Source organism: Streptomyces griseiscabiei (assembly GCF_020010925.1).
Classification (GTDB): Bacteria; Actinomycetota; Actinomycetes; order Streptomycetales; family Streptomycetaceae; genus Streptomyces; species Streptomyces griseiscabiei.
In genome coordinates, this window is the sequence record NZ_JAGJBZ010000001.1 from 3,208,749 (window position 1) to 3,222,322 (window position 13,574).

14 protein-coding genes are annotated in these 13,574 nt (G+C 73.9%); 4 read left to right on the top strand and 10 right to left on the bottom strand.

The genetic code is table 11. The features are described 5' to 3' along the window. Position 1: 1 nt before the first annotated feature. Together J8M51_RS13940 and aroH are read right to left on the bottom strand one after the other, a co-directional pair. A complete protein-coding gene (locus tag J8M51_RS13940; RefSeq protein ID WP_086752716.1) occupies positions 2 to 1,087 on the bottom strand; it encodes a prephenate dehydrogenase in 1,086 nt (361 codons plus the stop codon). Continuing rightward, positions 1,084 to 1,452 (bottom strand): chorismate mutase, encoded by a 369-nt coding sequence (aroH, locus tag J8M51_RS13945; protein WP_086752718.1) that lies wholly within the window; start codon positions 1,450 to 1,452, stop codon positions 1,084 to 1,086. Before aroH ends, J8M51_RS13940 begins: the two co-directional genes overlap by 4 nt. A gap of 284 nt (positions 1,453 to 1,736) precedes the next feature. Between aroH and J8M51_RS13950 the strand changes: the two genes are divergently transcribed. The 4 genes from J8M51_RS13950 to J8M51_RS13965 are packed head-to-tail and all read left to right on the top strand — an operon-like array spanning position 1,737 to position 4,166. Beyond that, complete coding sequence (locus J8M51_RS13950; protein WP_086752720.1) at positions 1,737 to 2,414, top strand: hypothetical protein; 678 nt, start codon at positions 1,737 to 1,739, stop codon at positions 2,412 to 2,414. Beyond that, positions 2,411 to 2,983: a DUF6529 family protein gene (locus J8M51_RS13955; protein ID WP_086752722.1), complete on the top strand. Its 573-nt coding sequence runs from the start codon at positions 2,411 to 2,413 to the stop codon at positions 2,981 to 2,983. Before J8M51_RS13950 ends, J8M51_RS13955 begins: the two co-directional genes overlap by 4 nt. Further along, the gene (locus J8M51_RS13960) at positions 2,980 to 3,438 is read left to right on the top strand and encodes a Rieske (2Fe-2S) protein (RefSeq protein ID WP_086752724.1); all 459 of its coding nucleotides are present in this window, start codon (positions 2,980 to 2,982) and stop codon (positions 3,436 to 3,438) included. The genes J8M51_RS13955 and J8M51_RS13960 overlap by 4 nt, the downstream gene beginning before the upstream one ends. A 23-nt stretch (positions 3,439 to 3,461) precedes the next feature. After that, entirely contained in the window at positions 3,462 to 4,166 is a 705-nt protein-coding gene (locus J8M51_RS13965) for a nucleotidyltransferase domain-containing protein (protein ID WP_086752726.1), read from the top strand. A gap of 38 nt (positions 4,167 to 4,204) precedes the next feature. Here J8M51_RS13965 and J8M51_RS13970 read toward each other — a convergent pair whose 3' ends face one another. The 8 genes from J8M51_RS13970 to J8M51_RS14005 all read right to left on the bottom strand — a co-directional run bounded on the left by J8M51_RS13970 (position 4,205) and on the right by J8M51_RS14005 (position 13,564). Further along, positions 4,205 to 4,978, bottom strand: a complete 774-nt coding sequence (locus tag J8M51_RS13970) for a nucleotidyltransferase domain-containing protein (protein WP_086752728.1) — start codon at positions 4,976 to 4,978, stop codon at positions 4,205 to 4,207. A 3-nt stretch (positions 4,979 to 4,981) separates the two neighbouring features. Continuing rightward, positions 4,982 to 6,004: an ADP-ribosylglycohydrolase family protein gene (locus J8M51_RS13975; protein ID WP_086752730.1), complete on the bottom strand. Its 1,023-nt coding sequence runs from the start codon at positions 6,002 to 6,004 to the stop codon at positions 4,982 to 4,984. Continuing rightward, a complete protein-coding gene (locus tag J8M51_RS13980; protein WP_086752732.1) occupies positions 6,004 to 6,729 on the bottom strand; it encodes an NUDIX hydrolase in 726 nt (241 codons plus the stop codon). Before J8M51_RS13980 ends, J8M51_RS13975 begins: the two co-directional genes overlap by 1 nt. 118 nt (positions 6,730 to 6,847) lie before the next feature. After that, entirely contained in the window at positions 6,848 to 8,263 is a 1,416-nt protein-coding gene (locus J8M51_RS13985) for a metallopeptidase TldD-related protein (protein ID WP_256964055.1), read from the bottom strand. Between the two features lie 2 nt (positions 8,264 to 8,265). Further along, on the bottom strand, positions 8,266 to 9,816 hold the full coding sequence (locus J8M51_RS13990) for a TldD/PmbA family protein (protein WP_086752736.1): 1,551 nt from the start codon (positions 9,814 to 9,816) through the stop codon (positions 8,266 to 8,268). Positions 9,817 to 9,844: 28 nt separating this feature from the next. Next, on the bottom strand, positions 9,845 to 11,179 hold the full coding sequence (locus J8M51_RS13995) for an MFS transporter (RefSeq protein ID WP_179202898.1): 1,335 nt from the start codon (positions 11,177 to 11,179) through the stop codon (positions 9,845 to 9,847). Next, complete coding sequence (locus J8M51_RS14000) at positions 11,173 to 12,447, bottom strand: ATP-grasp domain-containing protein (protein WP_086752738.1); 1,275 nt, start codon at positions 12,445 to 12,447, stop codon at positions 11,173 to 11,175. The genes J8M51_RS13995 and J8M51_RS14000 overlap by 7 nt, the downstream gene beginning before the upstream one ends. After that, complete coding sequence (locus J8M51_RS14005) at positions 12,440 to 13,564, bottom strand: GNAT family N-acetyltransferase (protein ID WP_086752740.1); 1,125 nt, start codon at positions 13,562 to 13,564, stop codon at positions 12,440 to 12,442. The genes J8M51_RS14000 and J8M51_RS14005 overlap by 8 nt, the downstream gene beginning before the upstream one ends. Between the last annotated feature and the right edge of the window lie 10 nt (positions 13,565 to 13,574).

Consider the following 13,574-nt stretch of genomic DNA (forward strand, 5'->3'; position numbering starts at 1 on the left):
GCTACTGCCGGATCGCCCAGCCCCGCTCCCGCAGTGCCCCCGTCAGCACCACGGCCGCCTTCGGCTCCACCATCAGCTGCACCAGACCCGCCTGCTGCCCCGTGGCGTGCTCGATACGGACGTCCTCGATGTTGATCCCGGCGGCGCCCGCGTCGGCGAAGATCCGGGCCAGCTGCCCCGGCTGGTCGTCGATGAGGACGGCCACGACCTCGTAGGCGCGCGGGGCGGACCCGTGCTTGCCGGGGACGCGGACCTGTCCGGCGTTGCCGCGGCGCAGGACGTCCTCGATGCCGGTGACGCCCTCGCGGCGCTTGGCCTCGTCGGAGGCCTGGAGGGCGCGCAGGGCCTGGACGGTCTCGTCGAGGTCGGCGGAGACGTCGGCGAGGAGGTCGGCGACCGGGCCGGGGTTGGCGGAGAGGATGTCGATCCACATGCGCGGGTCGGAGGCCGCGATCCGGGTCACGTCCCGGATGCCCTGCCCGCACAGCCGTACGGCCGACTCCTCGGCGTGCTCCAGCCGGGCGGCGACCAGGCTGGAGACGAGGTGCGGCATGTGCGAGACCAGGGCGACGGCCCGGTCGTGGGCGTCGGCGTCCATGACCACCGGGACGGCCCGGCAGTGCGAGACCAGCTCCAGGGCGAGGTTCAGGACCTCGGTGTCGGTGTCGCGGGTCGGGGTGAGCACCCAGGGGCGGCCCTCGAAGAGGTCGCCGGTGGCGGCCAGCGGGCCGGACTTCTCGCGGCCCGACATGGGGTGGCTGCCGATGTAGGCGGAGAGGTCGAGGCCCAGCTCCTCCAGCTCACGGCGGGGGCCGCCCTTGACGGAGGCCACGTCCAGGTAGCCCCGGGCGAGGCCCCGGCGCATGGCGTCGGCGAGGGTCGCCGCCACATGCGCGGGCGGGGCGGCGACGATCACCAGGTCCACCGGGCCCTCGGGCGCCTCGTCGGTGCCGGCGCCGAGCGCGGCGGCGGTACGGGCCTGCTCCGGGTCGTGGTCGCTGAGGTGGACGGCCACCCCGCGCTGCGCCAGGGCGAGGGCGGCGGAGGTGCCGATCAGCCCGGTGCCGATGACGAGTGCGGTTCTCACTGGGCGATGTCCTTGCGGAGTGCGGCGGCGGCCCCCAGGTACACGTGCGCGATCTCCGAGCGCGGCCGGTCGGACTCGATGTGGGCGAGTATCCGGACGACCCGGGGCATGGCCCCCTCGATGTCCAGCTCCTGGGCGCAGATCAGCGGCACGTCGGCGAAGCCGTCGCCGAGCTTGCGGGCGGCGGCGGCCGGGAAGTCGCTGTGCAGGTCGGGCGTGGCCGTGAACCAGACGCTGATCAGATCGTCCGGACCGAGCCCGTTGCGCTCCAGGACCGCGGTGAGCAGCTCGCCCACCTGCTCGTCCATGTGCCCCGCCTCGTCCCGTTCGAGTTGGACGGCGCCCCGGACCGCTCGTACCGCCACGGCTCTGCTCCTCGCTGGTGTGCATCCGGGACATACGTCCCGGCTCGTCGTACGACCAGCCTAGTCAGCACTCCCCGGGCCGGTGCGCGGCGCCCGCCTGCCGAGACACCCGGTCCGGGAGGCGTTCCCGGTGGAGGATCTTCTCCGCCGGGCGGGACAATGTCTCGCGAACGTCACTGTCCCGTCACTTGGGGGCGAAATACCCCTATGCGCCCCTGGACGGCGCCCCACGGGTCCGCTTGCATGGGGGAGGCCGTCCGCGCCACGCCTCGGGGGAGGCTCGTATGAAGCGCTCCGGACCACTGGTCACTCTGCTCGGCGGGCTGGTGCTGGCCCTGGTCCTGCTGTCGTTCAACGCGACGACCGGGACCCGCGCCGGCTCGGCCTCCACCGCCGCCGACCCGCCGCCCGCCTCGGCCGCGCCGGGCCGGTCGCCGAGCCCGTCGCCGTCGACGACCTCGCCGTCGCCGAGCCCGACACCCTCTCCGCCGGCCGACGGCGACTACGCGGGCCGCACCGACGACGACTCCGCCGCGATCGCGGTGACGCTGCGCGACGGGAAGGCGGTGGCGTACTTCTGCGACGGCCGCGCCCAGGAGTCCTGGCTCAAGGGCGAGGTCGAGGACGACGGCGGGATGAGGCTCACGAGCAAGGACGGCGCCGAGCTGAACGGCACGCTGAAGGGCGGGAGCGTCCGGGGCACGGTCGGCATCGGCGGCCGGGAATACGCCTTCACGGCACCCGGGACGGGCGAGACCGCGCTGTACCGGGCGACCGCCAATGTCCGCGGGGCCGAGGTCGACGGCGGCTGGATCGTGCTGTCGGACGGCGGGCAGGTCGGCATCGTCAAGCGGGACGGCAAAGCCGCGGCGGCGCCGGAGATCGACCCGGAGACCGGTGCGGTGACGGTCGACGGACAACGGCTCACGGCTCGCCCCGTCACCCCGGAGGGCACCTCATGACCGTCGACCCGAGCGCCGCGACCCAGGACTTCCCGTCCCCGTGTCCCGCCTCCGCCACCCGCTATCTGGTCCCGGTCCTCGTGGCCTGCGCGGTGGCGGTCGGCCTCGGGGTCTACGGCCGGGTGCACGACCCGGCGGGCACCGCGTTCAACCTGGCGGGGTTCAGCGGCACGGGCGCCGTGAAGTCGTGGCTGGCGACGGTGTCGTTCGGCTTCGCGCTCGTCCAGCTGACGTCGGCGCTGATGCTGTACGGCAGGCTGCCGGGCCCGAGCTGGGCGGGGGTGCTGCACCGCTGGTCGGGGCGGGCGGCGTTCCTGCTCGCGGTGCCGGTGGCGGTGCACTGTCTGTACGCCCTCGGCTTCCAGACGTACGAATCGCGCGTTTTGTGGCACTCTCTCCTGGGTTGCTTCTTCTTCGGTGTTTTCAGTGCGAAGATGCTGCTGCTCCGCTCGGAGCGACTCCCCGGCTGGCTCCTGCCGATCGTCGGCGGTCTCGTCTTCACCGCTCTCACGGTCGTCTGGCTGACCTCCGCCCTCTGGTTCTTCCGTACGTTCGGAGTGACGACATGACGATGGGTTCGACGCGGCGCACGGTCCTGGCGACCGGCACGGCGGGCACGGTGGCGCTGCTGGTGGGGTGCAGTGAGTACGGCGGTGACGACGGCGACTCCCAGAAGGAGACCGGGAACGAGACCGGGCAGGAGACCTCGCCCGGGGACACCGGTACGGACCGCGCGGGTGAGGAACTGACGAAGACGACCGACATCCCGGTGGGCGGCGGCAAGATCTTCAAGGATCAGAAGGTCGTCGTGACCCAGCCCACGGAGGGCGACTTCAAGGCCTTCTCGGCGGTCTGCACCCACCAGGGCTGCATCGTCAGCGGTATCTCGGACGAGACGATCGACTGCGCCTGCCACGGCAGCAAGTTCAAGATCACGGACGGTGCGGTGGTGCAGGGTCCGGCCACGCAGCCGTTGCCCGCCGAGGAGATCACGGTCTCGGGTAATTCGATTCAGCTGGGCTGAGGCCACCCCGTACGCTCCCGGACATGCAGCCCCCGCCCCCGCATCCGCACACCCTGGTCCGCGAGCACACCGTCTACGCCTGTGTGATGGGGTCGCGGGCCTTCGGCCTCGCCACGGACGACAGCGACACCGACCGGCGGGGTGTCTTCCTGGCCCCCACGGAGCTGTTCTGGCGTTTCGAGAAGCCGCCGACCCATGTGGAGGGGCCGGCGGAGGAGCAGTTCGGCTGGGAGCTGGAGCGCTTCTGCGAGCTGGCCCTGCGCTCCAACCCCAACATCCTGGAGTGCCTGCACTCCCCCCTGGTCGAGCACCTGGACGCCACGGGGCGTGAACTGCTCGATCTGCGCGGGGCGTTCCTGTCCCGCCAGGCCCACGAGACGTTCGCCCGCTACGCCCTGGGCCAGCGCAAGAAGCTCGACGCGGACGTCCGCACGCACGGCACCCCCCGCTGGAAGCACGCCATGCATCTGCTCCGCCTCCTGACGAGCTGCCGGGACCTGCTGCGCACGGGCACGCTGACCGTCGACGTCGGCGACCTGCGCGAGCCCCTGCTGGCGGTGAAGCGCGGCGAGGCGCCCTGGGCCGAGGTCGAGTCCCGGATGGCCCGTCTGGCGGTGGAGGCCGAGGAGGCGATGTCCCGCAGCCCCCTGCCTCCGGAGCCGGACCGGGCCCGCGTCGAGGACTTCCTCGTACGGACCCGCCGCGCGTCGGCGCTGCGGGCCGCCTGAAGCCTCCGGTCGGCCATCCGCCGGTCCGCCAAGCAGGCTCAGACCTCCAGACCCTCCAGCCGGACGCGGACGACGAAGTCGTGCAGGGCGTCGTACGCGGACGGGTTCTCCGGGAGCACGGACAGGGCCTGTTCCTCGTCCAGCACACCCTGGAGCCGCTCCACGTCCTCGGCGACACGCTCCCGGTCGACGTCCGCCTTGCCGTGTTCCTCGGCCGCCTTCGCCGCGACGAGGTCCGGGAGGTACCCGGGGGCCTCGTCGATCTCCGGCAGCAGCGTCGGCAGATGGGCCCGCACCTCGCCGCTGCGCATGAGGTGGATGCCGGTGAGCAGTACCCGGAACGTGTAGAGCAGCGGCTTGAGTTCGCCGGTCTTCTCGAAGAGCCGCCACTGGGTGGTGGCGAACCCCCGGTAGTGGTGGGCGTGGTGGCGGGTGAGGACGCCCGGGGCGAGCGCGACCAGCTCGCGGTGGGCCTCGCCGGTGTGCACGACCAGCGGGGAGAGCAGCTGCTCCAGCACATAGCCGTTGCGGCGCAGCATCAGCCGGGCGAACTTGCGCAGGTCGTGGGTGACGAGGTCCATCTCGACGCCGTCCCGGTCCCACATCCTCGACCGGGTCTCCTCCGGCTCGCGCAGTCCGACCAGTTCGGCCGCGGGCAGCAGATGCGCGCCGCGCAGGTCGACGTCCGAGTCGCGCGAGGGGAAGCCGTACAGATGGGCTCCGGAGACGGTGGCGAACAGCAGGGGGTCGGGCTGTTCGGCCACCACCGGGGCCAGGTCGAAGCCGAGGGCGTCGGTCGGGGCGTCGGTCATCCCTCAAGCGTCCCAGAGGGCTCCCAGCGAGACGAGGTCGCCCTGGTACTCGATGCGGTCGGCCCACTCGGTGGGCCAGGCGTCCGGCCCGTGGTAGGCGCCCGCGAAGGCACCGGCGAGGCAGGCGATGGAGTCCGAGTCGCCCGAGGTGCAGGCGGCGCGGCGCAGCGCGGTGACGGGCTCGTCGACGAAGAGCAGGAAGCACAGCAGCCCGGTGGCGAGGGCCTCCTCGGCGATCCAGCCCTCCCCCGTGGCCAGGCAGGGGTCCGTCTCGGGCGAGGGCAGCCGCAGCGCCTCCTGGAGGCGGTCCAGGGCGTCCAGGCAGTCGTCCCAGCCCCGGGCGATGTAGTGCTCGGGCGAGGGGTCCTGGCTGTAGGTCCACAGGTCGCCGAGCCAGCGCGCGTGGTAGCGGGAGCGGTTCTCATGGGCGTACGAGCGCAGCCGGCCGACCAGGCCCATCGGTTCGGCGCCCTGGGCGAGCAGCCGTATCGCGTGGGCGGTGAGGTCGGAGGCGGCGAGCGCGGTGGGGTGGCCGTGGGTGAGCGCGGCCTGCAACTGGGCGGCCCCCGCGCGCTGTTCGTCGCTGAGCGGGCCGATCAGACCGAGGGGCGCGACCCGCATGTTGGCACCGCAGCCCTTGGAGCCGATCTGGCTGGCGAACTGCCAGGGGTGCCGCTCGACCGCGAGGAGGTCGCAGGCGACCAGGCAGGTGTGGCCGGGCGCGCGGTTGTTCTCCGGGGAGCGGGACCACTCGACGAACTCCTTGCGCACGGCCCGCTCCAGGGCCTCGGGGCCGAGCGATCCACGGTCCATGGCCGCCCGCAGGCCGTGCCCGAGCGCCAGCGTCATCTGGGTGTCGTCGGTGACGATCGCGGGCCTCGGCAGCTCCATCCGCCGCCAGGGACCGAACTTGGCGAGGATCGACGGGACGTCGTCGAACTCCGTCGGGAAACCGAGGGCGTCTCCGAGGGCGAGGCCGATCAGTGATCCGGTGGCGGAGCGCTTCGTTCGGAGCGTCATGGTCATCAGGGCCGTCCTTCCGTGGTGGGGCGGAGCAGGGGCGGGTGCAGGGCGGTGGCCCCACCCGCTCGGTACAGCGCGGCGGGTTTGCCGCGACCGCCGGTCAGGCGGGCGGCGCCGGGCACCTGTTCGACGAAGCCCGGCGTGGCCAGCACCTTGCGCCGGAAGTTGGGCCGGTCGAGCGGAGTGCCCCACACGGTCTCGTAGACCTGCTGGAGCTCGCCGAGCGTGAACTCGGGCGGACAGAAGGCGGTGGCGAGACAGGTGTACTCCAGCTTGGCGCCGACGCGTTCGTGGGCGTCGGCGAGGATGCGGTCGTGGTCGAAGGCGAGCGGACCGATGGCGTTGAACCGCAGCCACTGGGCCTGGGCCGCGTCGCCACCGCCGTGCGGGACGGGCGGGTCCGGGAACAGCGCGGCGAACGCGACGGTGACGATCCGCATCCGCGGGTCCCGCCCCGGCTCGCTGTAGGTCCGCAGCTGCTCCAGGTGGAGCCCGGCGACGTCCTTGACGCCGGTCTCCTCCGCGAGTTCCCGCCAGGCGGCCTCCTCCGCGGACTCGTTGGGCAGCACGAACCCGCCGGGCAGTGCCCAGCGGCCCTCGTACGGCTCCTGTCCGCGCTCGACGAGCAGCACCTGGAGGGTGCCCGCGCGGACGGTGAAGACGGCCAGGTCGACGGTGACGGCGAAGGGTTCGTAGGCGTACTTGTCGTAGCCCTCGGGTGAGGTCATGGCGGTCGCCCCCCTTTATGGTCACCGTGACTAATAGTCATCACGACTATAAAGGGGGCGGCCCTGGGCCCACAACCCTTTCCGGGGCACGTTCTGCGCCCCGGCCTCCACCCCCGGCTCAGCCGTCCGCGGACGGGGCCTGCGCGGTGAACCGGAAGTCCGGGACCCGCAGGGGCGGCATGGCCGTGCGCGGGAAGTGCATACCGGACTCGCGGGCCGGCGCCCGTTCGGTGCGGCCCGCCTCGACGGCGCGGGACAGGAGGGAGACGGGTGATTCGGCGAAGCGGAAGTCGTTCACGTACGCGGTGACGCGCCCGTCCTCCACGAGGTGGACGCCGTCCCGGGTCAGACCGGTGAGGGTCAGGGTGCCCGCGTCCGTCGGGCGGATGTACCAGAGGCAGCCGACCAGCAGGGCGCGCCGGGTGGACCGGATCATCTCGGCCAGGGAGCGGTCCGCGCCGCCGTCCAGGACCAGGTTGCCCACGGCCGGCCGGACCGGGAGGCCCAGGCGGGCCGCGTCGGCGCGGGAGGCGGACAGGGAGGTGAGGACTCCGTCCTTCATCCAGTACGTGGCCGCCAGCGGCATTCCGTTGTCGGCGGGGTCGGCACCGGCCTGCACGGCTTCCCCGAAGGCGTCCGAGACCGCACCGTGCGAGAGCACGAACGGGCGGCACTCCAGGCCGGGTTCGCGGGGATCGCCGCGCAGGTTCAGCGGCAGCGCGGCGAGGGTGTCCCCGATCCGGGTGCCGCCGCCGGGGCGCGCGAAGACGGTGCGGCCCTCGGCGGCGTCCGCGGCTCCGCCGGCCCGGTACAGGGCGGTCATCAGGTCGGCCACGGCGGCGGGAGCGAGCAGCACCTCGTACCGGCCTGGCGGCAGCTCCCGGTGCGGCAGCGGCTGCCGGACGCGTCCGGTGGTGGCGGCCTCCAGTCCGGGCAGGTCCATGCCGTGGAAGCCGTCCGCGACCGCGCCCGCCCATGCCGTACGGGAGCCGTCGGGGGTGCGGGCGTAGAGGTCGAGCGTGCTGGTCCCGAGGCGGTGGCGCCTGCGGACTCCGGCCGAGGTGCCCAGCCACGCCGTGCCGGTCCGGTGCTGTGCGAACCCGTGCAGGGCACCCTGGGAACGGCCCCGCGCGCGGACCAACTCCGGGATCAGCGCGGACAGTCGATCACGGGCGGGGACGGCTTCGGGGAGTCCGGCGGTGTCGAACGCGCCGTCGCCGCGGATCGGCTCGGGCGCCGCGGTCCCCGTCCCCCCGGCCGCCGCCGGGGCGTCGGTCGGTGCCTCCGAGGCGCGTACCAGTTCCTCCAGGTGATGCCGGTCGCCGACGCTTCCGGAGACCGCCGCGCCGCCGCCCGGCCCGGCGCTGATCACCGTGACCCGGCGGGTGCCGCTCGCGCCGTTCGCGGTGATCTCGTCGCCCGCCCAGCGCAGCCACGCCGTGTCCGTGTCGTCGACGATCACGTCGCAGTGCGCGGCCCGGGACAGGGAGAGGGCGCGCTCGACGATCTCCTGCGGCGGCAGCGGGGTGTTCAACGTCAGTTCTCCTCACGGGAGTTGAGCACATTCACCTGGCGGAAGAGGGCCGCGGGGCTGCCGTGGCCGGCGGGGGCGGCCTGGAGCGGGCGTCCCTTGCCGCAGTGGAAGGCGCCGCACAGGAGATACGTCTGAGGGCCGCCCACCGCTTCCAGGGAGCGCCAGAAGTCCGTGGTCGTCGACTGGTAGGCGACGTCCCCGACCTGTCCGACGAGGCGTCCGGCGCGGATGCGGTGGAAGCGCTGGCCGGTGAACTGGAAGTTCTGCCGCCGGGTGTCGATGGACCAGGAGCCGTCGCCCACGACGTACAGGCCGTCCCGCACCCGGGAGATCAGTTCCGCCGTGTCCGGTCCGTCGGGGGCGGGCCGCAGGGAGACGTTCGGCATCCGCTGGAGCGGCTCCCGGTCGAAGGCGCCCGCGAAGGAGCAGCCGTTGGAGCGCTGGTACCCGGCGCGGGCCGCGCCCGCGCGGTCGACCTGGAACCCGCTCAGGACGCCCGCGCGCACCAGGTCCCAGCGCTGCGCGGCCACCGCCTCGGCGTCGTAGCCGATGGTGGCGAGACCGTGCGGGGCGGTGCGGTCGGCGGTGACGTTCATGGCGGGCGAGCCGTAGCGCAGGGTGCCGACCGCGTCCGGCGAGGCGAACGAGGTGCCCGCGAAGGACGCCTCGTGCCCGAGGGCCCGGTCCAGTTCGGTGGCGTGGCCCACGGTCTCGTGCAGGGTCAGCCACAGGTTCGTGGGGTCGATCACGAGGTCGTACGTGCCCGGCCGCACCGTCGGGGCGGCCGCCTTCTCGGCCAGCAGGGCGGGCAGTGCGGCGAGTTCACCGTCCCAGTCCCACCCGGTGCCGAGCAGATACTCCCAGCCCCGGCCCGTGGAGGGCGCCGTGCTGCGCAGGCTCACCAGCCGGCCGCCGGCCGGGTCCACGGTGTGGGCGGTGAACTCCGGCAGCACCCGCACCCGTTGCTGGAGGACGCGGTTGCCCGCGGTGTCCGCGAGGAACGTGCACTCCCGTACGGCCTGGAGCGCGGCGTCCGCGTGCCGGACCCCGAGGGCGGCGAGGAGCCGGGCGCTGTACTCGCCGAGCACGGCCGTCCGCTCCTGCCCGGACACCTCGAACGGGTCGGTCTCGTACGCGGAGATCCACGTCCGCTCCCCGTACACGGGCTCCGGCGCGAGGTCGACGCGACGGCCGCCGAGGCGGCGGGCGTCCCCGGCGGCCCGCACCGCCTCCTCGACCGCGCCGACGGCCGCGTCGGCACCGCCCGCGGAGCGTGCCGCGAAACCGCGGGCGCCCTCGTGCAGGACCCGCACGGAGAACCCGGCGCTCACCGTGTCGGACGCGCCGGCGGGACGGGCGTCGCGCAGCCGCCAGGACGCGTCGCGTACGTGCTCGGCACGGAACTCCGCGTGCCCGACGCCGAGTTCACGGGCCCGTTCGAGCGCGGCCTCGGCCACGCGGCGCTGCTCGGCGTGGTCGAACTGCGGGCTGATCGCGCGGGCGGACTCGTGGGCGGGCTTGTGGCCGGAGTCGCGGGTGGTCGCACGGCCCATGCGGGGGCTCTCCTTCAAGGCCTGGCGGTCACGTCGTGACCGTGGGTTCGGGTGTCTCCCGGGGCGGGGGCGAGCCCCGGTGCACGTCGTCGTCCGGGCCCGGGTCGAGGTCACCGTCCGCCGTGTCCCGTTCCGCCGTGTCCTGTTCCGCCGGGCCCCGCTCGGCCGGTACGCCGCGCACCGCGCCGGTCATCAGCACCGCCACGGCCAGGGCGCAGCCCGTCAGCAGCCACCACAGGGTGTTCGCGCCGTGGTCCAGCGCGCTGGTGACCAGGAGCGGGGTCATCGCGTTGGCCAGGCCGATGAACAGCTGGTTGAACGCCAGGTAGGAGCCGCGCCGCTCGTCCGGGGAGAGGGCGGTCAGCAGCGTCAGTACGGCCTGGGAGGCCAGGAGTTCACCGACCGTGTAGATCACCATGGCGGCGATCAGGACGACGGTGCGGGGCGTCGGCGCGAGGTGGGCCGCGGCGGCGAGGGCGGCGGGCAGGGCGATGTGCAGGACCGCGCCCACCGCGACCAGGACGGCGGGCCGCACCCGTTCCACCCGGTGCGCCACGGGGACCTGGAACACGGCCAGGACCACGGTGTTCAGGGCGAACAGCACACTCGTCGTCCACGCGGGCGCGCCGACGTCGCGCACCAGGTGCACCGGCAGCGCCACCTCCACGCTCACCGCGATGATCCACAGACCGGCGCCCGCGGCGACCACCCCGCGGAACGGGCCGCTGCGCCAGGGCCGGGCCTTCTCCGCCGTACCGGACCCGACCCCGGCCTTCGCCGGACGGGACGCGGGCAGCGCGACGTACAGCAGGGCGGCGAGCGCGATGCACACCGCGTTGCCCGCCCCGACGCCGTGCAGCACCTCCGGCGACGCGGAGGCGGTCAGCCCCGCCGCGAGCGCGCCGAGCCCGAACCCGGCGTTGAACAGCGCACGGGACAGCGCCATCCAGCGTCCCGGTGGCTCCTCGCCCGCCAGCACCTTCGCCAGCGCCGGGGTGGCCGCCTGCTCGGTGCGCATGGTGAGCGCGACCAGCACGCTCAGCACCAGGAACGGCCAGAACGAGTCCACCAGGAGGTACCCGGCGAACGCGGACGCCCGCACCACCGTGCTGACCAGCAGCACCTGCCGGGGGCCGAACCGGTCGATCAGCCGTCCCACGTACGGAAGCAGCGGCAGGGCGAGCAGCGCGGCCACCGTGAGGGCGGCGCCGATCCGGGTGAGCGAGGTGTCCAGGACGGACTGGAAGAACAGCAGGGAGAACGGGTAATAGATGCCCATGCCCACGGAGTTGGCGAAGGTGGCGCCCGCGAAGGCGGGCACCCCGGGCCCCGTCGGCAGCGCCCGGCGCAGTTGCCTCAGCACGGCGCGTCGACGGCGGGCGCCAGCATGACGGCCGCGGTGTCCGCCCAGCGGGCCGCCTCGGCGGGGGTGTCCGCCCGGACCACCACATGTCCGAGGACGTCGGCGTTGCTGCGCGGCCGGCGCACCTCGCCTCCCGGAGCCGCGTACAGGTCGACGGCGACCACACCGGGCAGCCGCCGTACCAGGTCCTCGCCCTCGAACCCGCGCAGTACGCCGTCGTCGGCCGCCGTCAGATAGCGGGACGCGGCGGCCCGGGTGTGCTCCACCACGACCTCGGGCTCCTGCCCGACGTGCAGCCTGACGACCTCGCGCAGCAGGTCGAGGCCGGTGGCCTCGTGGATGATCCGGCCGATCTGGGCGCCGCCCATCCGGGCGTTGATCTCCACCAGGCGGGGCCCGTCGGGGGTCACCTTGATCTCGACGTGCGCGGCGCCGAAGTCGTGGCCGATCGCCTTGAGCGCGTCGAGCGCGGCCCGGGTGACCTCGTCGCGCACGGAATCGGGAAGCTGGGTCGGGAACGTCTCGCCGGTCTCCACGAAGTACGGGTGCGCGGTGAGCGCCTTGTCGGTGACGCCGACGACCTGGGGCCCCTTGGCGGTGGTGAGCACCTCCACGCTCAGCTCGTAGCCCGTCAGATACTCCTCCACCAGCACACCGCCGGGCTTCGCCATGCCGCGCATGTCGACCGGGGACGCCGTCAGTTCGTCGTAGTGCGCGGCCACCTCGTCGGTGTCGCGGCACAGCCGCACCCCGATGCTCGCGGACTCGGTGAGCGGCTTGACGACACAGGGGAAGCCGATCGACCGGGCGGCGGCGACCGCGTCCTCGCGTGCCGTCGCCCGGCTGAACCGCGGTGCGGGGACGCCGAGTTCGGCGCAGACCTCGCGGGTCCGCAGCTTGTTGCGGGCGGTCCGCGCGGCCTCGGGGTCGAGGCCGGGCAGACCGAGCCGGCGGGCGGTCTCGGCGACCACGGGGACGTAGTAGTCGATGACCGCGAGGACCCCGGCGAGGTCGCCCCGCTCGGCGTACGGGCGCAGCGCCTCGGTGACGGAGGCGCTGTCCCGGGTGTCGGCGTCCACGATCGCGTGCACGGTCCGCTCGATGAGGGAGCGCGCGGCCTCGGACGTGGCGTAGCGGCTGAGGTCGTCGGTGACGAGGATCGGGCTCAGTCCCAGCTCGCGGGCGCGCAGCAGGGGCTGGAGGCCGTACTCGCCCCGCCCGGTCTCGACCACGGCGATCAGGGGCCCGTGGGGGCGGGCGTCAGACATGGGTGTTCCTCGAGGGTCGGGTCAGCGGCAGCAGATAGGAGTGCTGGGTCTCGGCGGTGCAGCCGCGGGAGAGCTTGGCCTCCTCGCTGCCGAGGCCGTAGTGGATGGCTTCGATCCCGAACCGGGCCGCCGCCTCGACGGGGAAGTAGTAGAGGGTCTCGAAGTACAGCGGGAGCCGGTCCTGGTAGGCGTAGTCGAAGCCCGCCTGCCGCGCGTACCAGTGGCTGCCGAACCGCAGCAGGGTGCCGAAGCCCCGGATGTCGCCGTCGCCGACCGCCAGCGCCACCTGGGCGTCGGCACCGAACGCGGCGATCATCTCGTGCAGCACCTGCTCGGTCTGCCCGGCGGTCCAGGTGTGGCCGTACTTGGCCATCAGCTCCGCCTCCAGCGCGCCGAGCCGGGGCACGAGACCGGCGCTCAACGGCTCGATCCGCAGTTCGATGCCGGCCTCCCGCACCCGGCGCCGCTCGGTGAGGATCCGGCGGCGGCGGCGCGCGGAGACCAGGGTCAGATACTCGTCGAAGCCGCCGGGGCCCACGCGCAGCGAGCTGTAGCGGCCCGAGTCGTGGTGCGCGTAGCCCCGTTCGCCGAGGATCTGCCGCAGCAGGGTGTCGCCGTCCTCCACGAAGGGGTACGCCACCGAGGCCGCGCCCCGCTCGGCGGCGAGCCGTTCGGCCTCGGCGACCAGCGCCTCCACCTGGTCCCGGCCGGTGCCGGCGAGCCTCGGCACCCGGCTGCGCCCCATGTGCCGCCCTCCGCACACCAGCGTGGGCAGCAGGCTCTCGGCGGGGCTCGCGGGCAGCGCCGCGAGGATCTCGGCGGCGCCCTCGCGACCGGCCTCGGCGGCGGCCCGCAGCATGGTGTCCGGGCGGCCGAGGACCCAGGGCGCGGTGTCGTCGGCCAGGGCGGTGGCGAGCCCGGCGACCGTACGGCCGTCCTCGTCGAGCAGCAGATAGCGCATCGGGGAGCCCGCGGTCCGCTCCGCGACGGCCAGCCAGCGTTCACCGAGGAAGAGGTCCTCGGGCCGCAGCAGTTCGGCCCAGTCGGCGCGCGGGAGGTCGGCGGCCCGGGAGAACGCGCGCACCGCGGGCGGCGCGACGGTCGGCTCGGTGCTCATGACGGTGGTC

Excerpts from the sequence above, each read along its gene's own strand:
- J8M51_RS13950 (WP_086752720.1), top strand. The coding sequence starts at position 1,737 with ATGAAGCGCTCCGGACCACTGGTCACTCTGCTCGGCGGGCTGGTGCTG.
- J8M51_RS13955 (WP_086752722.1), top strand. The coding sequence starts at position 2,411 with ATGACCGTCGACCCGAGCGCCGCGACCCAGGACTTCCCGTCCCCGTGT.
- J8M51_RS13960 (WP_086752724.1), top strand. The coding sequence starts at position 2,980 with ATGACGATGGGTTCGACGCGGCGCACGGTCCTGGCGACCGGCACGGCG.
- J8M51_RS13965 (WP_086752726.1), top strand. The coding sequence starts at position 3,462 with ATGCAGCCCCCGCCCCCGCATCCGCACACCCTGGTCCGCGAGCACACC.
- J8M51_RS13970 (WP_086752728.1), bottom strand. The coding sequence starts at position 4,978 with ATGACCGACGCCCCGACCGACGCCCTCGGCTTCGACCTGGCCCCGGTG.
- J8M51_RS13975 (WP_086752730.1), bottom strand. The coding sequence starts at position 6,004 with ATGACCATGACGCTCCGAACGAAGCGCTCCGCCACCGGATCACTGATC.
- J8M51_RS13980 (WP_086752732.1), bottom strand. The coding sequence starts at position 6,729 with ATGACCTCACCCGAGGGCTACGACAAGTACGCCTACGAACCCTTCGCC.
- J8M51_RS13990 (WP_086752736.1), bottom strand. The coding sequence starts at position 9,816 with ATGGGCCGTGCGACCACCCGCGACTCCGGCCACAAGCCCGCCCACGAG.
- J8M51_RS14000 (WP_086752738.1), bottom strand. The coding sequence starts at position 12,447 with ATGTCTGACGCCCGCCCCCACGGGCCCCTGATCGCCGTGGTCGAGACC.
- J8M51_RS14005 (WP_086752740.1), bottom strand. The coding sequence starts at position 13,564 with ATGAGCACCGAGCCGACCGTCGCGCCGCCCGCGGTGCGCGCGTTCTCC.